Genomic DNA, 19,297 nt, shown 5'->3' on the forward strand with positions numbered 1-19,297 from the left:
AGGCGCATGAAAACCTTAGACAGGAGTTCTTTATAAAGAGAAAAAGAAAAAGTCTAATCTGCCGAAGGTCGCAAGACTTCAAGGAATGGTGAGTATTTTCTAAACGGCATCTATATTTGAAGTATCTAAAATAAAGCAAGTCATACAACTGCTCGCGGTGCATATCGACGTCCATCGTGTGCTAGAAAACACAAACCCCGGCAAATGGCTTGCCGGGGTTTGTTCGATAGATGCGATGATGAGCTCGGCTCACATCACTCGAAAGCGCCGTGGCAGTGCTTGTACTTCTTGCCGGAGCCGCATGGGCAAGCCTCGTTGCGGCTGACCTTACCCCATGTGCGCGGGTCGGCCGGATCGCGTTCGGCAGCAGGCACATTGCGTTCGTCATGCTGATGGTCGGACCAGCTCGCTTCGTCGAAATCGTTTTCGCCGGTGGTGCTGTCGATATGACGGCCGGTCATCGGCGGCAGTTCCGGTTCCGGCGGTGCTTCGCGAACGATCTCGACGCGCATCAGCTGCGAGATAACGACTTCGCGCAGGTTGGCAAGCATCGACTGGAACAGTTCGAACGCTTCGGTCTTGTATTCGTTCAGCGGATCGCGCTGAGCGTAACCGCGGAAACCGACGACCGAACGCAGATGGTCGAGATTGACCAGATGCTCACGCCAGAGATTGTCCAGCGACTGCATGATCACGGACTTTTCAACGTAAGTCATGATCTGCGGGCCGAAGCGTTCGGCCTTCTCGGCAGCAGCCTTGTCCGCGGCTTCCTTGATGCGGTTCTCGAACTCTTCTTCCGCGATGCCTTCTTCCTTGGCCCAATCCTCGACCGGCAGGTCGAGATTGAGCTTGGAGATGATGTCTTCCTTGAGGCCGGCAATATCCCACTTTTCCGCATAGGCGTCCTTGGGGATGCGCAGTGCGACCATGTCCTCGATGACCTCATGGCGCATTTCGCCAACGGTCTCGGTCAGGTCCTCTTCGTCCATCATTTCCAGACGCTGTTCGAAGATCACCTTGCGTTGATCGTTCATGACATCGTCGTATTTCAGAAGGTTCTTGCGGATTTCGAAGTTGCGGGCTTCGACCTTCTTCTGCGCCTTTTCAAGCGCCTTGTTGATCCACGGATGGACGATGGCTTCGTCTTCCTTGAGGCCGAGCTTCTGCAGCATGCTGTCCATGCGGTCGGAACCGAAAATGCGCATCAGATCGTCCTGCAACGACAGGAAGAACTTCGAACGGCCCGGATCGCCCTGACGGCCCGAACGACCGCGCAGCTGGTTGTCGATGCGACGGCTTTCGTGGCGCTCGGTGGCGAGAACGTAAAGTCCGCCTGCGGCCAGAGCCTTTTCCTTCAGCTGTGCAATGTCAGCCTTGATTTCCGCGATCTTGGCATCGCGCTCGGGACCTTCCGGTATATCGGAAAGTTCCTGACGAACGCGCATTTCCAGGTTGCCGCCAAGCTGAATGTCGGTACCACGACCAGCCATGTTGGTGGCGATGGTGACGGTTCCGGGCACACCGGCCTGTGCGATGATATAGGCTTCCTGCTCGTGGTAGCGAGCGTTCAGAACCTGGAATTCCTTGATACCTTCCTTGCGAAGGCGTTCGGCCAGCTGTTCTGATTTTTCGATCGAGGTCGTGCCGACGAGGATCGGCTGGCCCTTCTCGTGCGAGGCGCGGATATCGCGCACGATGGCGCGGTATTTTTCCTCGACGGAACGATAGACTTCGTCGTCTTCGTCGATGCGCTGGACCGGCAGATTGGTCGGAATCTCGAGCACTTCGAGGCCATAAATATTGCCGAATTCTTCCGCTTCCGTCGCAGCCGTACCGGTCATGCCCGACAGCTTGTTGTACATGCGGAAGTAGTTCTGGAAGGTGATCGAAGCCAGCGTCTGATTTTCCGGCTGGATGGTCACATGTTCCTTGGCTTCCAGCGCCTGGTGCAGGCCTTCCGAATAACGGCGGCCTGGCATCATGCGGCCGGTGAATTCGTCGATGATGACGATTTCGTCATTGCGGACGATATAATCCTTGTCGCGCTGAAAGAGCTTGTGCGCGCGAAGCGCATTGTTCAGGTGGTGCACGACCGCAACATTCTCGATGTCGTAGAGGCTTTCACCCTTGAGATGGCCTGCGGCTTCCAGAAGCTGCTCAACCTTCTCTGTGCCGACTTCGGTGAAGATTGCCGTCTTCTGTTTCTCGTCGATTTCAAAATCTTCCGGCTCAAGGGCTGGAATGAAGGTGTCGATGAGATTGTAGAAGTCCGAACGGTCTTCCAGCGGGCCGGAAATGATGAGCGGCGTGCGCGCTTCGTCGATGAGGATCGAGTCCACTTCATCGACGATGGCGTAATTGTGCGGGCGCTGCACCATCTGGGCGCGCTCATATTTCATGTTGTCGCGCAGATAGTCGAAGCCCAGCTCGTTGTTGGTGCCGTAGGTGATGTCGCAGGCATAGGCCGCACGGCGCTCATCGTCGTCGAGACCGTGCTTGATGACACCGACGGTCAGGCCGAGGAAGTTATAGAGCTTGCCCATGGTTTCGGCGTCGCGGGTGGCGAGGTAGTCGTTGACCGTCACCACGTGTACGCCCTTGCCCTCAAGCGCATTGAGGTAGACCGGTAGGGTCGCCATCAGCGTCTTGCCTTCACCGGTGCGCATTTCCGCGATGCCGCGTTCGTGCAGAACCATGCCGCCGATCAGCTGCACGTCGAACGGGCGCATACCGAGTACGCGCTTCGCAGCTTCACGTGCCGTAGCGAAAGCGTCGGGCAGAAGAGAGTCGAGCGTCTTGCCTTCAGCCAGCGCCGCACGAAATTCGGCGGTCTTGGCCTGCAATTGCTCATCGGTAAGATTTTCGTAATTCTTCTCGATAGCAGTAATTTGATTTGCCCGCTGGCGCAGGGTTTTAACGCGGCGGTCATTGGATGAACCGAATATCTTGCGGGCGAAACCGCCAAAGCTGACCATCACTGGTCCTTTCCTGTCCGTTCAGCCGGAAGCGCTTCCGGCAATGTCGAATGCTTTATTCACGCGTATTGAAACAATTGCAAGAAAACTGCGCTGCGAAAGCTGCCCGTTACGGCGCATTTCCGGCGCAATTCCCCCGCCCCTTACTGGACGTAAAGCCGAAGGACAGATAAGAGGGGCTTCGGGCGATGTCAACGTTGCTCCAGTGTGGTGGATTTGAAGTTCCTGTCATTTGCATGGCATCTGCGTTCATGAACTTCAAATCTGTAAACCGCACTCGATTCTATATATTGCTGGTGTGGCTTTGAATCCGAAATTCGTTAGCAACACTGTTCCAAAGTGATGCGAATTTCGGATTCGCCACATCGTGGGCTGGAAAACCTTTCCTTTGTTGCAATATTGGGGAGATCCGGGCCAAATTCCGCCGCATTCATCGGGCCGGTAAGCGGCCACGAAGGAGAGAATTCCATATGAAAGCCATTCTGAAAGCCCCTTATCGCAAGGCTCTCGCTGTCGTCGGCATGTCTCTGGCGGCCTCGGTGGCGCTGGCAAGCTACTCAGGCGCCGCATTCGCACAGGATGCTGGAAAGCCTGCTGCCGCACCGGCTGCAGCCCCTGCAGAAAAGGAAGATCCGTCCAAGGTTCTGGCGACCGTCAACGGCAACGACATCACAGTCGGTGAAGTCGATCAGGCTGCAGGCGATCTCGATCCGCAGTTCTCGCGCCTTCCTGCAGAGCAGCGCCGTCTGGCTGCGCTTGCCGCCCTGATCGACATCAAGGCAATGGCTGGTGAAGCGGAAAAGGAAAAGCTCGATCAGTCCCAGGAATTCAAGGATCGCATGGAATTCCTGCGTGAACGCGCGCTCCATAACGAATATTTCAAGGACGCCGTTGTCGATAAGATCAGCGATGATGATGTACGTGCGCGCTACGACAAGGAAATCGCAGCCATGCCGCCGCAGGTGGAAGTGCGCGCTCGTCACATCCTCGTGAAGACCAAGGAAGAAGCCGAAGCCATCATCAAAAAGCTTGAAGGCGGCGCCAAGTTCGAGGACCTCGCCAAGGAGAGCTCAACTGACGGCACTGCAGCCAATGGTGGCGATCTCGGCTACTTCGCCGAAGGCCAGATGGTGCCGGAGTTCGAAAAAGCCGCCTTTGCGCTCAAGCCGGGTGAATACACCAAGGAGCCGGTCCAGACCCAGTTTGGCTTCCATGTGATCCAGCTCGAAGATCGTCGCACCAAGCAGCCACCGGCATTCGATCAGGTCAAGGACCAGATCCGTTCGATCATCATGCGCGAGCGTTATGTCGAAACCGTCAAGAAGCTGCGTGACGGCATGAAGATTGACTACAAGGATCCGGCTGTCGAGAAAGCCATGAAGGATGCAGCCGCAGCGCAGGAAGGTGCGGACAAGGATGACGCGCCGGAAGAAGCTGCTCCACAGCAGTAAAAACTGGTTTCAAATATCAACGCCCCGGCTTGCCGGGGCGTTTTTTATTCCGATCTTGCGTTTCCCGCTTGATTTTAAACCGCAAACCTTTCCAATGCGCGCGTCATATTTTGAATCCGAAATTCGCGTAACGCCGTTTGCTGGGCATCACGATTTTCGGGTTTCTACGAAACCGCATCCATCGAGGCACATATGTCCGCGTCTGTTTCTCCGCTCGCTCCCAAACACTACCCCACAATGCCGGTCGTCCATGGCGTGCGCATCGCCACCGCTGCTGCCGGGATCAAGTATAAGGGGCGAACGGATGTGATGTTGATGGTGTTCGACCGACCGGCTGAAGCCGCAGGTGTCTTTACACGTTCGCTCTGTCCATCGGCGCCAGTCGATTTTTGCCGCCGCAATCTCGTGTACGGAAAGGCCCGCGCGGTCGTCGTCAATTCCGGCAACGCCAATGCCTTTACCGGCGTCAAGGGGCGTGAAGCGACGGAAGCAACGGCTGAAGCTGCCGCCAAGGCGGTCGGGTGCGCCACAACGGATGTCTTTCTGGCGTCAACGGGCGTGATCGGCGAACCGCTCGATGCAAGCAAGTTCGCGCATCTGCTTGGCGACATGAACAAGGATGCGGTCGAGGATTTCTGGACCGAAGCCGCCAAGGCGATCATGACCACGGATACCTATCCGAAGGTTGCGACCGAAACGGTGCTGCTCGGTCAGGTACCGGTCACGATCAACGGTATCGCCAAGGGTGCTGGCATGATCGCGCCGGATATGGCGACAATGCTTTCCTTCGTCGTCACTGATGCACCGATCAAGGCTGACGTGTTGCAGAGCCTGCTCTCCAAGGGCGTTGGCTCGACCTTCAATGCTGTGACGGTAGACAGCGACACTTCTACATCGGACACGCTAATGCTGTTCGCCACTGGTGCGGCGGCAGAGCGCGGTGCACCTGAAATCACTGATCCTGCCGACAAGCGCCTTGGCGAATTCAAGAAGGCGCTCGGCCGCCTCCTGAAATCGCTGGCGCTGCAGGTCGTGCGCGACGGTGAGGGCGCACGCAAGATGGTGGAAGTGGAAGTGACGGGTGCAAAATCTGCAGCTTCTGCCAAGAAGATCGCGCTTTCCATCGCCAATTCGCCGCTGGTCAAGACGGCTGTTGCCGGTGAAGATGCCAATTGGGGCCGCGTGGTCATGGCCGTCGGCAAGGCTGGTGAACCTGCCGATCGTGACCTGCTCGCGATCTGGTTCGGCGATATTCGTGTTGCGCATCAAGGCGAGCGCGATCCGGCCTATTCGGAAGCAGCGACGTCCACCTATATGCAGGGCGAGGATATTCGCATTCGCGTCGATCTGGGGTTAGGCAAGGGCAAGGCAACTGTCTGGACCTGCGACCTCACAAAGGAATATGTCGCCATCAATGGCGATTACAGAAGTTGATCGAAGTAATGGAAAAGCCCAGCACCCCAAGTCTTGCCATCGTTCGCCAGCTTGAAGCCGTCGGCTTCCGTGCCTGGCCTGCCACGTCGGTTCACTATGACGGCACATGGGCGATACGCATGACTGCAGCGCATCCATCCCGGCGTCTCAACTCGATCAATCCGCTCGATCCCGGCGACACGCGCGATATTCCAACACGTGTGGAACTGGCGGCGCAGCGTTTTCGTGCCTATGGCCGTGTTCCCTGTTTCAGGCTTTCGCCGCTCGCACCGCGCGAGCTTGAGGATTATCTCGAAGGGCTTGGCTGGAAGCGCCGGGACGAAACCATCGTGATGACGGCGAATCTCGAGGAACTCGATTTGTCGGACGCCATCGACCAGATACCCCTGAAGGATATTGGGCGCTTCGTGGATGCTTCGCTTTCCATCCATGAAAGACCGGAAGATATGCGGCCCGGATTTTCCGAACTTCTTAATAGCGTTCGCCCGAACAAGGGCATGTTCGTGCTGGAGGAGGGCGGACGCGCCGTATCCAACCTGCTTTGCGTACAGGATGGCGTGATGGCGGGTCTATTCGATGTCGGAACCCTGCGTGACGCAAGGCGCAAGGGGCATGGACATGCGATTGTCGGTTCTGCACTCAAATGGGCCGTAAAGCTCGGTGCAAAGACGGCATGGCTGCAGATCGAGGCGGACAACGTTGCTGGACTTGCTCTTTACGAGAGCTTCGGCTTTCGGGAAGCCTATCGCTATGCCTATCGGGAGAGCAACGAGAAATGACCGAGGTAAAGGGACGCCGCATTCTTCTGGTAGCTGCTTGCGCACTGGTGGATTCGGATGGCCGGGTTCTGCTGACGCAGCGCCCGGAAGGCAAGCAGCTGGCCGGGCTGTGGGAGTTTCCCGGTGGCAAAGTGGAACCGGGCGAAACGCCGGAAGAAACGCTGATCCGCGAATTGCAGGAAGAAGTCGGCATCACGACGAAAGCGGCCTGCCTTGCACCGCTGACTTTTGCGAGCCATACCTATGATGACTTCCACCTGCTGATGCCGCTCTATGTCTGCCGCCGTTATGAAGGTATCGCGCGGGGGCTCGAAGGGCAGGCGCTGAAATGGGTTCGTCCGAAGGATATGCGCGACTATCCGATGCCGCCAGCCGACGAACCGCTGATCCCGTTTCTGCTTGATCTGCTGTAGACCGGCCCCCTGTCCACAACCGTGGAAAAAGGTTGGCAATTTCTTACGATTCCACTGGCTGGTTAATCTATGATTCACTCCGTTGAGGCATTCTCGTTTGGGAGCTGCCCCGGAGTCTTGAAGCATGAGTTTCGACAACAATTATTTTAGCGCTGATCACAACGAATATACGGCCAAGCCGCTAACGAAGGCTGGTCGCGGAATCCTGCGCGTTGTGCTGTTGTTCGGCTCTGCCGTTGTCGCTCTGGCTCTCATCATTGTGCCGGTTCTCAACGATCAGGCAAACAAGGTTGCAGCCCAGTCAGTGCTCCCGGTCGGGATAGACCGCACCATGACCGGCTCGATCAAGCGCGATGCCAGCGCCCAGCCGCATGCAACAGGCCAGACGTATACAGTGCGCAAGAGCGTGCTTCAGCCGAGCCCCAATTCCGTCTGCATCATCGAGACAAACGGCAGCCACCACGGCGACTGTTAGCTGTCTTTCGCAGCCTTTTTTAGCGCTTCTGCCAGCGATGCTTTTGCAGAGCCCGGTTTCAATGGTTTTTGCTGCGATTCATGCGGCGCCCAGCCTGATAGCCAGATGACCGAGAAAGTGGCGCGGATGCGTCCATCCGGATCGGAGAACCGCTCGGCATAGATTTCAGCGGCCCGCAGGAAAAGGCGTTTCGAAACCGGCTTGCGGGAACGGTCACGCAGGATGTTCTGCATGCCCATGGCGCGCAGATCGGCCATCAGATTGAACAGCGAATCGTAGCGCACCGTGATGTTGTCGACGTCGGTTACGGGCAGGGCGAAACCTGCACGTTGCAGAAGGCCGCCCACATCGCGCACGTCCGGGAACGGGAAAATGCGCGGCGAGGCGCCGCCTGTCAGTTCGATTTCCGCCTGAAGAAGACTTTCGCGCAATTCACCGAGTGTTCCACTGCCGCTAAGGGCCGCCAGAAAAAGTCCGTCCGGCTTTAGGGCGCGAGCGATCTGCACCATCGTACCCGGTGTATCATTGGTCGCGTGAAGAGCCATTAGCGACACGATCAGATCGGTGCTGCCAGCTTTCAGCGGCAGCATTTCCTCGTCACCGGCAATAGCCGGGAAAGGACCTCGCAGGAAATCACTGTCGCGTTCGATGCGGACAATCAGGTCGGCTTTGCCAGACTGCGCGATGGCTGCTGCAGCTACGCCGGTATGGCCAGCGAGATCGACGGCGACGGGAAAACGCCGCTCCACAGCGTCAAGGCGGTCGGCGAGATCGTCGGCAATGCGCTGCAACAGGAAATCTGCGCCGGGTTCGGCGCGCGCAAAGGCGCGACGGCGAAACGAGAGCAGGAGATCGCGATCGAAAATCGCGCTATCATCGGTCGGCGCAGGCATGGAATCCGTCTTCTCTTTCGAGCAAGGTTCAGTACAATCGTTGCGGGGATAGATGCATTCGAATGGGGGCGAATGCAATGGCGGATGACGATAGAACGCATCAAACCTTTTTGCGCAGCGCGGGCGAAGGGCTTCGGCGGTTTGCCGGCAGGGCTTTTCGCTCCTCTGCGGACATGTTGTTTCCGCCGACATGTATCGGCTGCCGGGCGCATGTATCCGAACCGGGGACGCTGTGTCCGAAATGCTGGCCGGAGCTACGCTTTATAGAAAAGCCTTATTGCCCCGTGCTGGGCATTCCTTTCAGCCATGATTTCGGCGACAACTTCACGAGTGCTGAGGCGATTGCCGATCCGCCACCTTTCCGGCGTCTCCGGTCCGCCGTCCTGCATCGGGGCGCAGCGCAGCGCATGGCGGTTTCGCTCAAGTTTCACGACCGGACCGATCTGGCCCCGTGGATGGCGCGCTGGATGCAACGCGCGGGTCGCGAATTACTGGATGAATGCGAGGTCATTCTTCCGGTGCCTCTGCATCGCTGGCGGTTCTGGCAGCGGCGTTTCAACCAGTCGGCGGAACTTGCCCGTGCCCTGGCGAAACTGGAATCGAAACCCTTTGCGCCGCAAGGCGTGAAGCGTGTGCGTCGGACCGAACAGCAGATCGGCCTTGGTATCAAGGAGCGAAAGCGCAATGTGGACGGTGCGTTCCGCGTGCCGCAGGAACACGAGATTCATGTGCGCGGGCGACGGGTTCTGCTCATCGATGACGTCTATACGACCGGCGCTACGGTCAAGGCGGTAACGCGGGCATTGCTGCGTGGTGGCGCGAAAAGCGTGGATGTACTGACGTTCAGCCGCGTTCTACCGGATTGAGCCGGATAACCGGCTACACAGGCTCGTGAAAAGCGTCGGGGCTTCCAGATAACGTCTTTGCCGCTTATATAGTGGCCAAAACGATTGGAGTTTATGATGGTTGATGTAACGATCTACACGCGTGTCGGTTGCCCTTATTGCACCCGGGCCAAGGATCTTCTGACCCGCAAGGGCGTTGCGTATAATGAAATCGATGCAGGCGCATCGCCGGAACTGCGCGCCGAAATGCAGCAGCGTTCGGGCCGTAACACCTTCCCGCAGATATTCGTCGGCTCCGTTCATGTCGGTGGATGTGATGATCTTTTCGAGCTGGAAGATCAGGGCAAGCTGGATGGCCTGCTCAAGACTGGCGCACTGGTTTAGAATTCGATCGGACAGGGAGAGGTCGATGAGCATGTTCCGCGCAGCAGCCGTCCAGATGCGGTCTGGCACAGACGTGGCCCGCAATATTGAAGCCATGGAAAAACTGGTCGCGGAAGCGGCGGTCAAAGGTGCGAAATATGTGCAGACGCCGGAAGTGACCGGGATCATGCAGCGTGACCGGCCATTGCTCGCACAGTCATTGCGCGATGAGGCCAACGATCCTGTCATGGCTGCTGCGGCGAAGCTCGCCTCGAAACACGGTATATTCCTTCATATAGGTTCGACCCTGATCAAGGGCGATGACGGAAGATCCTATAATCGCGGCGCGATCTTTGCACCGTCGGGCGAGAAGGTCTCGACCTACGATAAAATCCATATGTTCGATGTCGATCTCGACAATGGTGAGAGCTGGCGCGAATCGGATGCCTGTATTCCGGGCAAGGAAACTGTCGTTGTCGACCTGCCTTTCGCAAAGTTCGGCATGGCTGTCTGTTACGACATCCGCTTTCCGCAATTGTTCCGCGCTCAGGCTCTCGCCGGTGCCAATGTGATTACCGGTCCGGCCGCCTTCACGAAACAGACCGGAGAGGCCCACTGGCACATCTTGCAGCGTGCGCGTGCTATCGAAAATGGTGCATTCCTGATCTCTGCCGCACAGGGCGGTCTGCATGAGGACGGGCGCGAAACCTACGGTCATTCGATCATCGTCTCACCATGGGGCAAGATTCTCGCCGAAGCCGATCACGACGAGCCGGGCATCATCCTGGCTGATATCGACGTGGCGGAAAGTGCTGCTGCACGCGGCAAGATACCGAACCTGAAGAATGCGCGGGAGTTCGATGTCCGGACTTTTTCCGCGAAGCAGAAAGAGGACGCGTAAATTCCATGATCCGCTTTTCGCTTCATTGCGATCAGGGCCATGAATTCGAGGGCTGGTTTCGCGACAATGCTGATTTCGACCGTCAGTCGGAAATGCAGCTTGTCGCTTGCCCCGTGTGCAATTCGCAAGTCGTTCAGAAGTCGCTGATGGCGCCGGCGGTCTCGACAAGCCGTGGCAAGGAAAAGATTGCCATGGCGCTGGGCGATACGCAAAAGCAGATATTGGACGAAATGCGGGAATTGAGCCGCAAGGTTCGCGAGAATGCGGATTATGTCGGCGACAAATTTGCCGAGGAAGCCCGGAAGATCCATTTCGGCGAGACCGAAACACGTGGTATCTACGGCGAAGCGTCGCGCGAGGATGTGCATTCGCTGCTCGAAGACGGTGTCGACGTTCTGCCGTTGCCGGTATTTCCAGAAGACAAGAACTGATTGCCGTACAGGAGACAAGGCGCATGAAACTGACGGATTCTGCGCCTTTTTTGCTGATCGCAACCGGCACCTTGCTGGGCCTCATCCTGCCACTCGGCAAGATCGCTGCGCAGGCTGGTATTCCGCCTGCCATCTGGACCTTTTTGTTCTCGGCGAGTGCCGGAATCATTCTGTTCGCCGTTCTTCTTCTGCAGGGAAAGAAGATCGGCTTTTCAGGCGGAAGACTGCGTTACTATATCTGTACCGCGCTTATCTCCTATGCCGTGCCCAATCTCCTCATTCTTTCCGCCATTCCGCGCCTCGGCGCGGGGTTTACCGGCATCATGTACACGCTGTCGCCGGTCATCACGCTCGTTCTGTCTATGGGGTTCGGGTTGCGGCGTCCCAATGCGCTGGGGATCGGCGGTATCGCTGCCGGGTTTATCGGTGCAGTGATGGTGGCAATGACGCGCGGCGAAGTGGGAAAACCTGCTGATCCATTGTGGATCGCCGCGGCATTGCTCATTCCGGTGTTTCTCGCCATCGGCAATGTCTATCGCACGCTCGACTGGCCGAAGAACTCCGATCCGACCGAACTTGCTGCCGGAAGCCACCTCGCATCGGCGCTGATGCTTTCTGCGGGGATACTCATATTCACCGGTCAGTTTCCGATCGAGACACTTGCATTCGCCCCATGGGCTGCATTGGCCCAGTCGATTGCATCGGCGGGCATGTTTGCCCTGTTCTTCCGGCTACAGGCGGTTGGCGGGCCGGTCTATCTCAGCCAGATCGGTTATGTCGCAGCGGCGCTGGGGCTTATTTCTGGGACGTTATTTCTCGGCGAACATTATCCACCGCTGACCTGGATCGGCGCGCTGGTCATCTGCGCAGGCGTTGTCATGACAACACGCGCGCAAAGAGGTTGACCGTTTCGATCGGATTGAATCAGATCGGCGTTCTAACTGTCTATTTTACGCACATCCCGAAAACCGTTTCACACTTTTCAGGATGTGCTTTGATCAGGCAGGCCGTTCGGCAAGCACCATATAGTTCACATCGGTGTCGCGGGAGCGGCTCCAGCTGTCGGCCAGCGGATTATAGGTCACACCAAGCTTGTCGATGAGGCGCAGGCCGCCTTTCGCAAGTGCAGCTTCCAGTTCTTCCGGGCGAACCAGTTTTTCATACTGATGCGTGCCGCGCGGCAGCCAGCGCAGGACATATTCCGCGCCGATGATCGCCAGACCATAGGCTTTCAGCGTGCGATTGATCGTGGCGACGAACATCAGCCCGTCGGGCTTTACCATTTCGCTGGTGGCGGACATGAACAGGTCGACGTCTGAAACATGCTCGACCACTTCCATATTCAAAACCACGTCGAATTTCTCGCCAGCTTCAGCCAGCGCTTCTGCGGTCGTGGCGCGGTAGTCGACCTCGACGCCGCTTTGCGCAGCATGGATTTTCGCTACTTCGATATTTGTGGTGGAAGCATCCGCCCCGATGACGGTCGCGCCGAGGCGCGCCATCGGCTCGCAGAGAAGCCCGCCGCCGCAGCCGATATCGAGCAGGCGCAGGCCCTCGAAGGGGCGTGGCGCATTGGGATCACGGTTGAATTTGGCGCAGATCTTTTCCTTGATATAGGCAAGCCGCGTCGGATTGAACTTGTGCAAGGGACGGAACTTGCCCTGAGGATTCCACCATTCCGCGGCGATGCGCGAAAAATGCTCGATTTCCGAAGCGTCGATAGTGGTGCGGGCGGTCTCGGTCATTTCATTCTCCAGCGGCGGAAGCGTACAGTTCTGCTCTCAAGGTAGTACTCCAAAGTCAAGGAACAAATCAATTTCGCTCTCAAGCGGCCCGATACGAATCGCGGCCTTGCGGAAGCGCGGCATTTTAGCTATGTGACCCCGGGTTTGCCTGTCGCAACAATATAAGGTTTGGGCGGGTGAGAGTGTAATTTTTCTAAACAGCGGGACGTAACCTTAAATGGCGCGCATCGTGATGAAATTCGGCGGCACTTCGGTAGCTGATCTGGAACGCATCTATAATGTGGCGCGCCACGTCAAACGCGAGGTCGAGGCAGGCAATCAGGTTGCTGTTGTCGTTTCGGCCATGTCCGGCAAGACCAACGAGCTGGTCGGCTGGGTGCAGAACATGCCGAAAGTATGCGGCGCAAGCTCGCCTTTCTATGATGCCCGCGAGTATGACACCATCGTCGCTTCCGGCGAGCAGGTGACGAGCGGCCTTCTGGCGATTGCGCTTCAATCCATAGGCGTTGATGCGCGTTCGTGGCAGGGCTGGCAGATTCCGATCAAGACCGACAACGCCCATGGCGCGGCCCGTATTCAGGACATCGACGGTTCGGAAATCATCCGCCGTATGGAAATGGGTCAGGTTGCCGTCGTTGCCGGGTTCCAGGGCATCGGCCCTGACAACCGTGTGGCAACGCTTGGGCGTGGCGGTTCAGACACCTCTGCTGTCGCCATCGCTGCCGGTGTGAAGGCCGATCGCTGCGATATTTATACAGATGTCGATGGCGTCTACACCACCGACCCCCGCGTAGAGCCGAAGGCGAAGCGTCTTTCGAAGATTTCCTTCGAGGAAATGCTGGAAATGGCATCGCTTGGTGCCAAGGTTCTGCAGGTGCGCTCGGTCGAACTTGCCATGGTGCACAAGGTGCGCACTTTCGTGCGCTCGAGCTTTACGGACCCAGATGCGCCGGGCATGGGTGATCCGATCAACCCGCCCGGAACCCTTATTTGCGACGAGGATGAAATCGTGGAACAGCAGGTCGTCACAGGTATCGCCTTTGCGAAGGATGAAGCTCAGATTTCGCTGCGGCGCGTGGCCGACCGGCCGGGCGTTTCGGCAGCCATTTTCGGGCCGCTCGCCGAAGAGCACATCAATGTCGACATGATCGTGCAGAACGTGTCGGAAGACGGCTCCAAGACCGACATGACCTTCACCATTCCGACGGGTGATGTCGATAAGGCGCTGAAGGTGCTGGACAAGGTCAAGGGCGAGATCGGCTTCGACAATATCCAGTCTGAAACCGGCCTTGCCAAGATTTCGGTGATCGGCATCGGTATGCGCAGCCATGCAGGCGTTGCCGCCACAGCCTTCAAGGCACTGGCCGAAAAGGGCATCAATATCCGCGCCATCACAACGTCTGAAATCAAGATTTCGATCCTGATTGACGGCCCTTATGCGGAACTGGCCGTGCGTACGCTGCACGCGGTCTATGGCCTCGACAAGTAAGCAGCCAGCTCAGATTCCATTTTGAAACATAATTGTATGCAGGGCCGCGCAGCCGAAAGGGTGCGCGGCCCTGCAACATTTTGCGAGCAGCGACTATTTGTTCTGGACGCGGGTGTCAAAAATGCTCACAAAGGGATTGGCGTAACGCTTCGCGGGCGGGTATTGGGAATCGGCTGGCGGAACGCACGTCAGCAATTTTGAAGGAGCCCCCGACGATCATGCGTGAGCTGACAACCGGTCCCCGCGTACTGCTAAAGCGGTTGCGCGAATTGATGGCAGAGCCGCTGGAACCGCAGGCGCGCCTCGACCGGATCGTTCGTGAAATCGCCCAGAATATGGTCGCGGAAGTCTGCTCCTTCTATATATTGCGCGCTGACGGCGTCCTTGAGCTTTACGCTACCGAAGGTCTCAATCCGCAGGCAGTCCACCTTGCCCAGCTTCGCCTCGGTCAGGGTCTGGTCGGCACGATTGCCGCAAGCGCCCGTCCCCTCAATCTGACCGATGCGCAAAGCCATCCGGCTTTCGCCTATCTGCCGGAAACGGGCGAAGAAGCCTATAATTCCTTCCTCGGCGTTCCCGTTCTACGCGCTGGCCGCACTTTGGGCGTTCTTGTCGTCCAGAACAAGACCAAGCGGGCATATCGGGAAGACGAGGTCGAAGCACTTGAAACCACCGCTATGGTCCTTGCCGAAATCATCGCGACCGGCGACGGTCTGCGTCTGGCCCGTCCGGGCATAGAGCTTGATCTCGGTCGCCCGATGAGTGTGACAGGACAGGCTTTCAACGACGGTATCGGCCTTGGCCATGTGGTGCTGCATGAGCCGCGCATCGTCGTCACCAATCTTTTCAACGAGGATAGCCAAGCCGAGCTGAACCGGCTGGATGAAGCGCTTGGCAGCCTGCGCATATCCATCGACGACATGCTTTCGCGCCGCGATGTGGCGGTGGAGGGCGAGCATCGCGAAGTGCTCGAAGCCTATCGCATGTTTGCGCATGATCGCGGCTGGGTGCGGCGTCTGGAAGAAGCCATTCACAACGGTCTGACTGCCGAGGCGGCAGTCGAAAAGGTGCAGAGCGACACGCGTGCGCGCATGGTGCATCTGACCGACCCCTATATGCGCGAGCGCCTGTCGGATTTTGACGATCTCGCGAACCGTTTGCTGCGCCAGCTCATGGGACGCGACATTAAGACCATCGCCGAATCGCTGGTCAAGGATGCCATCATTGTCGCGCGTTCCATGGGGGCTGCCGAACTTCTGGATTATCCTCGCGAGCGCTTGCGCGGTGTTGTTCTGGAAGACGGCGCCGCCACGAGCCACGTCGTGATTGTCGCCCGTGCAATGGGTATCCCGGTGGTCGGCCAGGCCAAGGGCATTGTATCCATGGCCGAAAACAACGATGCGGCAATCGTCGACGGCGATGAAGGCATCATGCATCTGCGCCCGCAGTCCGATCTGGAAACGGCTTATGCCGAAAAGGTTCGGTTCCGGGCGCGGCGTCAGGCCCATTATCGGGAATTGCGGGACAAGCCATCCGTCACGAAGGACGGCGTCGATATCTCGCTTCTGATGAATGCCGGGCTTCTCGTCGATCTGCCGCAATTGTCGGCTTCGGGTGCGGCGGGGATCGGTCTGTTTCGCACCGAACTTCAGTTTATGGTGGCCTCGACATTCCCGCGTGCCGAACAGCAGGAACGTCTTTATCGCTCGGTCATCGAGGCGGCAGGCGACAAGCCGGTGACTTTCCGGACGCTTGATATCGGTGGAGACAAGGTTCTCCCTTACTTCAGTTCGACCGTGCAGGAAGAAAATCCGGCGCTCGGCTGGCGCGCGATCCGCCTGACGCTCGACCGTCCGGGATTGTTGCGCACGCAGTTGCGAGCACTTTTGAAGGCGGCGGGCGGACGCGAGTTGAAAGTCCTGCTGCCGATGATCACGGAAGTCAGCGAAGTGAAGGCCGCACGCGAGATCATCGATCGTGAAGTCCGTCATCTGTCGCGGTTCGCTCATCAGTTGCCCATGGGGCTGAAACTGGGAGCGATGATCGAGGTACCGTCGCTGCTGTGGCAGCTTGAGGAGCTGATGTCGCTTGTCGATTTCATCTCCGTCGGTTCAAACGATCTGTTCCAGTTCCTGATGGCGACGGATCGCGGCAACTCGCTGATGTCGGGTCGCTTCGATCAGCTTTCGCCTGCATTTCTGCGGGCGTTGCGCTTCATCGTGGAAACCGGCAATCGCCACGGTAAATCGGTTACCCTGTGCGGTGAAATGGCCAGCAGGCCGCTTCCAGCCATGGCGCTGGTCGGCATCGGTTTTAGGTCGATCTCCATGTCGGCGGCGGCAATCGGCCCGGTCAAGGCCATGCTTGATGCGCTGGACGCAAGCAAGCTTACAGCCTTGCTGGCGGAAGAGCTGGATAAGCCGAACAGCGCGCATTCGCTGCGCGAAATGCTGATGAGATTTGCGGAAGACAACGATATTCCGTTATAGCGAAGCAGATCTAGAGCATTTCCAGCAAAGGTGCGAAGCGGTTTTGCGTCGGATAATGCGACAAAACAAATAGTTGGAGCATTTCCAACGGTTCAAAAAAAATAGGAAATGCTCTAACTGACTGAACGGTCGCGGTGCAGGATTGCGCGGCGTCCCGTTTTGCATTCTTGCACGCCGCTGATAATTTTTAGGACATGACATGATCGCATTGCCGCAGGACCGGATGGACCAGCTTTTGAAGCGGTTCTCAATGATCGAAAGCCAGATGGCCAACAATCCGGATTCGGAAACCTATGTGAAGCTCGCATCGGAATATTCCGAGCTGCAGGAGGTGGTTGGCAAGATTCGCGAACTGACCGACGCCCGCAAGGAAGCTGTCGATCTGGCGGCCATGCGTGACGATGCCTCCACGGATGCAGAGATGCGTGCACTGGCGCTGGAAGAGCTGCCGGGCGTGGAAAAGCGGATTGAAGGACTGGAGCAGGAAGTCCAGATTCTGTTACTGCCGAAGGACGCTGCCGACGAGAAGAACGCCATTCTCGAAATTCGTGCCGGTACGGGCGGTCTGGAGGCAGCACTGTTCGCCGGTGACCTGTTCCGCATGTATGAGCGCTATGCTGCCGAAAAAGGCTGGCGGGTCGAGCTGGTTTCGGCCAGCGAGGGCGATGCCGGTGGTTACAAGGAAATCATCGCCACCGTTTCCGGCAAGGGTGTGTTCTCCAAGCTCAAGTTCGAATCGGGCGTGCACCGTGTGCAGCGTGTGCCTGAAACGGAAGCTGGCGGGCGTATTCATACCTCGGCTGCAACCGTTGCGGTTTTGCCTGAAGCCGAGGATATCGATATCGAAATCCGCAACGAAGATATTCGCATCGATACGATGCGGGCGTCCGGTGCAGGTGGCCAGCACGTGAACACGACCGACTCCGCGGTTCGCATTACGCACATCCCGACCGGTATCATGGTCGTTCAGGCTGAAAAATCCCAGCACCAGAACCGCGCACGCGCGATGCAGATTCTCCGTGCACGCCTTTACGATATGGAGCGCCAGAAGGCAGAAACTGAACGTTCTGAATCACGTCGCAGCCAGGTCGGTTCGGGCGATCGCTCCGAGCGTATCCGCACCTATAATTTCCCGCAGGGACGCGTCACCGATCATCGCATCAATCTGACGCTCTACAAGCTCGACCGGGTTATGGAAGGTGATCTGGACGAACTGGTCGATGCGCTGATTTCCGATCACCAGACCGCACTTCTGACGGAACTGGGGCATTAGAGCGCGTTTCGATCTGATTCAAGCAGATTGGCCAGATCGGCGCTCTAGTTATTTGTTTTGAACCGCGCATCTTCTCCGAAAACCGTTTCACACTTTTCGGGATGCGCTCTAAGGGTGAGCGAAATGCGTCTCGACCGCCTGATGGCTGATGCACGGACGAGGCTTCGTGCGGCAGAACTGGATACGCCAGACCTCGATGCACGGCTTCTGGTCGAATGGGCAACCGGCAAGACGCGGCTCGATCTGATATCCGCACCTGAGCAATTGGTTGATTCTGCGGTAATCGAGACGCTTTCCGATGCGCTGGACCGCCGTGAAAAGGGCGAGCCGGTTCACCGGATCATGGGTGTTCGCGAGTTCTTCGGTCTGCCTTTCCGGCTCTCCGCTGCTACGCTTGAACCGCGTCCCGATACGGAAGTGCTGGTGGAGCTGGTCATTCCGGCGCTGGAAGCGCTTGCGGTGCAGAAAAACACGCTTGAACTCCTCGATATGGGAACGGGAACGGGCGCGATCATCATCTCGCTTCTGCATCGCTTCGAGCGCGCACACGGCATTGGTCTCGACATGGCTGAAGGCGCACTTGCAATGGCGCGAATCAATGCTGTCGCCAATGGTGTGGGTGACCGGTTCGCAGCGCTCAAAAGCGACTGGTTTGAAAATGTGAGCGGGCGATTTCATCTTATCGTCTCAAACCCGCCCTATATTCCGCATGAAGACATTGCGGGACTGTCGCGCGAAGTGCGCGAACATGACCCTTTGGCTGCGCTCGATGGCGGGTCTGATGGACTGAATTTCTACAGAGCCCTTGCACAGAAGGCAGCAGATCACCTATATAAACAAGGAATGGTTGCCGTAGAGATCGGCGCCGGACAATTCCAGGATGTTGAAGCGCTGTTCGAAAGCGCAGGTTTTTCCCTCGCAGGACATGCGAGTGACCTTGGCGGCCACAGAAGGGCCATGCTTTTCGCGTACAAATCAAATACGTAATTTTGATGCGGCGAACCGCTAAAAAACACTTGGAATTTGCGGCGAAGCCGTTTAGTTTCCGGCCACCGTATACAGCCAGAATGGTTTTGCCCGCTGATGGGCGGTGGCGGAAATGCTCCATGACGATTTTTGGTCATGCTCCCCGAAGGTTCTTTGGGGATGGCTTGTGCGGAAGTACACGACTTTCAAGCATAATCTCGAAGAGCGGAGCTTTTCGGAATGGTTATGCATTAATGCAACCGCGGAGTTTCGGTGACCCATAGAGGTACCTAACTCAGGAGCAGTCGATTTGTGGGAAGTTTTTAGGGCGTACTTCCTCCATGGCTCGATAGCGTGAAACCGGCAGCTTTTTGG

General features: G+C 57.4%; 17 protein-coding genes. 14 read left to right on the forward strand and 3 right to left on the reverse strand.

All coding sequences use genetic code 11. The features are described 5' to 3' along the window. Nucleotides 1–254: 254 nt before the first annotated feature. A complete protein-coding gene (gene secA / locus AC1RHM_RS19645) occupies nt 255–2,975 on the reverse strand; it encodes a preprotein translocase subunit SecA (RefSeq protein ID WP_010657508.1) in 2,721 nt (906 codons plus the stop codon). Nucleotides 2,976–3,445: 470 nt separating this feature from the next. Between secA and AC1RHM_RS19650 the strand changes: the two genes are divergently transcribed. The 5 genes from AC1RHM_RS19650 to AC1RHM_RS19670 all read left to right on the forward strand — a co-directional run bounded on the left by AC1RHM_RS19650 (nt 3,446) and on the right by AC1RHM_RS19670 (nt 7,527). Continuing rightward, nucleotides 3,446–4,426, forward strand: a complete 981-nt coding sequence (locus tag AC1RHM_RS19650) for a peptidylprolyl isomerase (protein WP_010657506.1) — start codon at nt 3,446–3,448, stop codon at nt 4,424–4,426. 192 nt (nt 4,427–4,618) lie between these two features. After that, nucleotides 4,619–5,860, forward strand: coding sequence for a bifunctional glutamate N-acetyltransferase/amino-acid acetyltransferase ArgJ (argJ, locus tag AC1RHM_RS19655; RefSeq protein ID WP_010657505.1), 1,242 nt, complete (start codon nt 4,619–4,621; stop codon nt 5,858–5,860). Nucleotides 5,861–5,868: 8 nt separating this feature from the next. Next, nucleotides 5,869–6,639: a GNAT family N-acetyltransferase gene (locus AC1RHM_RS19660; protein ID WP_010657504.1), complete on the forward strand. Its 771-nt coding sequence runs from the start codon at nt 5,869–5,871 to the stop codon at nt 6,637–6,639. Beyond that, a complete protein-coding gene (mutT, locus tag AC1RHM_RS19665; protein WP_010657503.1) occupies nt 6,636–7,052 on the forward strand; it encodes an 8-oxo-dGTP diphosphatase MutT in 417 nt (138 codons plus the stop codon). Before AC1RHM_RS19660 ends, mutT begins: the two co-directional genes overlap by 4 nt. Nucleotides 7,053–7,176: 124 nt before the next feature. Then, a complete protein-coding gene (locus tag AC1RHM_RS19670; protein ID WP_010657502.1) occupies nt 7,177–7,527 on the forward strand; it encodes a hypothetical protein in 351 nt (116 codons plus the stop codon). Here AC1RHM_RS19670 and AC1RHM_RS19675 read toward each other — a convergent pair. Beyond that, nucleotides 7,524–8,420: a methyltransferase domain-containing protein gene (locus AC1RHM_RS19675; protein WP_010657501.1), complete on the reverse strand. Its 897-nt coding sequence runs from the start codon at nt 8,418–8,420 to the stop codon at nt 7,524–7,526. The genes AC1RHM_RS19670 and AC1RHM_RS19675 overlap by 4 nt on opposite strands. A gap of 77 nt (nt 8,421–8,497) precedes the next feature. Between AC1RHM_RS19675 and AC1RHM_RS19680 the strand changes: the two genes are divergently transcribed. The 5 genes from AC1RHM_RS19680 (at nt 8,498) to AC1RHM_RS19700 (ending at nt 11,865) form a co-directional block, all read left to right on the forward strand. Further along, nucleotides 8,498–9,286, forward strand: a complete 789-nt coding sequence (locus tag AC1RHM_RS19680; protein WP_010657500.1) for a ComF family protein — start codon at nt 8,498–8,500, stop codon at nt 9,284–9,286. A 96-nt stretch (nt 9,287–9,382) separates the two neighbouring features. Continuing rightward, a complete protein-coding gene (grxC, locus tag AC1RHM_RS19685) occupies nt 9,383–9,649 on the forward strand; it encodes a glutaredoxin 3 (protein WP_010657499.1) in 267 nt (88 codons plus the stop codon). Nucleotides 9,650–9,674: 25 nt separating this feature from the next. Further along, nucleotides 9,675–10,529 carry a carbon-nitrogen hydrolase family protein gene (locus AC1RHM_RS19690; protein WP_010657498.1) on the forward strand — a complete coding sequence of 285 codons (855 nt, stop codon included), beginning with the start codon at nt 9,675–9,677 and terminating at the stop codon, nt 10,527–10,529. 5 nt (nt 10,530–10,534) lie between these two features. Further along, complete coding sequence (locus tag AC1RHM_RS19695; protein ID WP_010657497.1) at nt 10,535–10,960, forward strand: DUF1178 family protein; 426 nt, start codon at nt 10,535–10,537, stop codon at nt 10,958–10,960. A gap of 23 nt (nt 10,961–10,983) precedes the next feature. Continuing rightward, nucleotides 10,984–11,865, forward strand: coding sequence for a DMT family transporter (locus AC1RHM_RS19700; RefSeq protein ID WP_010657496.1), 882 nt, complete (start codon nt 10,984–10,986; stop codon nt 11,863–11,865). 93 nt (nt 11,866–11,958) lie between these two features. Here the strand turns inward: AC1RHM_RS19700 and ubiG are convergent, their stop codons facing one another. Further along, on the reverse strand, nt 11,959–12,705 hold the full coding sequence (gene ubiG, locus AC1RHM_RS19705) for a bifunctional 2-polyprenyl-6-hydroxyphenol methylase/3-demethylubiquinol 3-O-methyltransferase UbiG (RefSeq protein ID WP_010657495.1): 747 nt from the start codon (nt 12,703–12,705) through the stop codon (nt 11,959–11,961). Nucleotides 12,706–12,922: 217 nt separating this feature from the next. On the opposite strand from ubiG, the gene AC1RHM_RS19710 reads away from it, so the two are divergent. From AC1RHM_RS19710 to prmC, 4 genes are all read left to right on the forward strand, one after another. Next, nucleotides 12,923–14,194, forward strand: a complete 1,272-nt coding sequence (locus AC1RHM_RS19710; protein WP_010657494.1) for an aspartate kinase — start codon at nt 12,923–12,925, stop codon at nt 14,192–14,194. Between the two features lie 218 nt (nt 14,195–14,412). Next, complete coding sequence (gene ptsP / locus AC1RHM_RS19715) at nt 14,413–16,683, forward strand: phosphoenolpyruvate--protein phosphotransferase (RefSeq protein WP_010657493.1); 2,271 nt, start codon at nt 14,413–14,415, stop codon at nt 16,681–16,683. Nucleotides 16,684–16,882: 199 nt separating this feature from the next. Beyond that, nucleotides 16,883–17,956, forward strand: a complete 1,074-nt coding sequence (gene prfA, locus AC1RHM_RS19720) for a peptide chain release factor 1 (RefSeq protein WP_010657492.1) — start codon at nt 16,883–16,885, stop codon at nt 17,954–17,956. A gap of 123 nt (nt 17,957–18,079) precedes the next feature. Continuing rightward, complete coding sequence (gene prmC, locus AC1RHM_RS19725) at nt 18,080–18,943, forward strand: peptide chain release factor N(5)-glutamine methyltransferase (RefSeq protein WP_036563219.1); 864 nt, start codon at nt 18,080–18,082, stop codon at nt 18,941–18,943. The last annotated feature ends 354 nt before the right edge of the window (nt 18,944–19,297 follow it).

Source organism: Brucella sp. GW823-FHT04E01 (assembly GCF_058796175.1).

Bases quoted from the DNA above. Each gene is read 5' to 3' on its own strand.
- AC1RHM_RS19710 (WP_010657494.1), top strand. From the start codon at position 12,923: ATGGCGCGCATCGTGATGAAATTCGGCGGCACTTCGGTAGCTGATCTG.
- prmC (WP_036563219.1), top strand. From the start codon at position 18,080: ATGCGTCTCGACCGCCTGATGGCTGATGCACGGACGAGGCTTCGTGCG.
- AC1RHM_RS19680 (WP_010657500.1), top strand. From the start codon at position 8,498: ATGGCGGATGACGATAGAACGCATCAAACCTTTTTGCGCAGCGCGGGC.
- secA (WP_010657508.1), bottom strand. From the start codon at position 2,975: ATGGTCAGCTTTGGCGGTTTCGCCCGCAAGATATTCGGTTCATCCAAT.
- grxC (WP_010657499.1), top strand. From the start codon at position 9,383: ATGGTTGATGTAACGATCTACACGCGTGTCGGTTGCCCTTATTGCACC.
- AC1RHM_RS19690 (WP_010657498.1), top strand. From the start codon at position 9,675: ATGAGCATGTTCCGCGCAGCAGCCGTCCAGATGCGGTCTGGCACAGAC.
- ptsP (WP_010657493.1), top strand. From the start codon at position 14,413: ATGCGTGAGCTGACAACCGGTCCCCGCGTACTGCTAAAGCGGTTGCGC.
- AC1RHM_RS19650 (WP_010657506.1), top strand. From the start codon at position 3,446: ATGAAAGCCATTCTGAAAGCCCCTTATCGCAAGGCTCTCGCTGTCGTC.
- argJ (WP_010657505.1), top strand. From the start codon at position 4,619: ATGTCCGCGTCTGTTTCTCCGCTCGCTCCCAAACACTACCCCACAATG.
- prfA (WP_010657492.1), top strand. From the start codon at position 16,883: ATGATCGCATTGCCGCAGGACCGGATGGACCAGCTTTTGAAGCGGTTC.
- ubiG (WP_010657495.1), bottom strand. From the start codon at position 12,705: ATGACCGAGACCGCCCGCACCACTATCGACGCTTCGGAAATCGAGCAT.
- AC1RHM_RS19695 (WP_010657497.1), top strand. From the start codon at position 10,535: ATGATCCGCTTTTCGCTTCATTGCGATCAGGGCCATGAATTCGAGGGC.
- AC1RHM_RS19670 (WP_010657502.1), top strand. From the start codon at position 7,177: ATGAGTTTCGACAACAATTATTTTAGCGCTGATCACAACGAATATACG.
- AC1RHM_RS19700 (WP_010657496.1), top strand. From the start codon at position 10,984: ATGAAACTGACGGATTCTGCGCCTTTTTTGCTGATCGCAACCGGCACC.
- mutT (WP_010657503.1), top strand. From the start codon at position 6,636: ATGACCGAGGTAAAGGGACGCCGCATTCTTCTGGTAGCTGCTTGCGCA.
- AC1RHM_RS19675 (WP_010657501.1), bottom strand. From the start codon at position 8,420: ATGCCTGCGCCGACCGATGATAGCGCGATTTTCGATCGCGATCTCCTG.
- AC1RHM_RS19660 (WP_010657504.1), top strand. From the start codon at position 5,869: ATGGAAAAGCCCAGCACCCCAAGTCTTGCCATCGTTCGCCAGCTTGAA.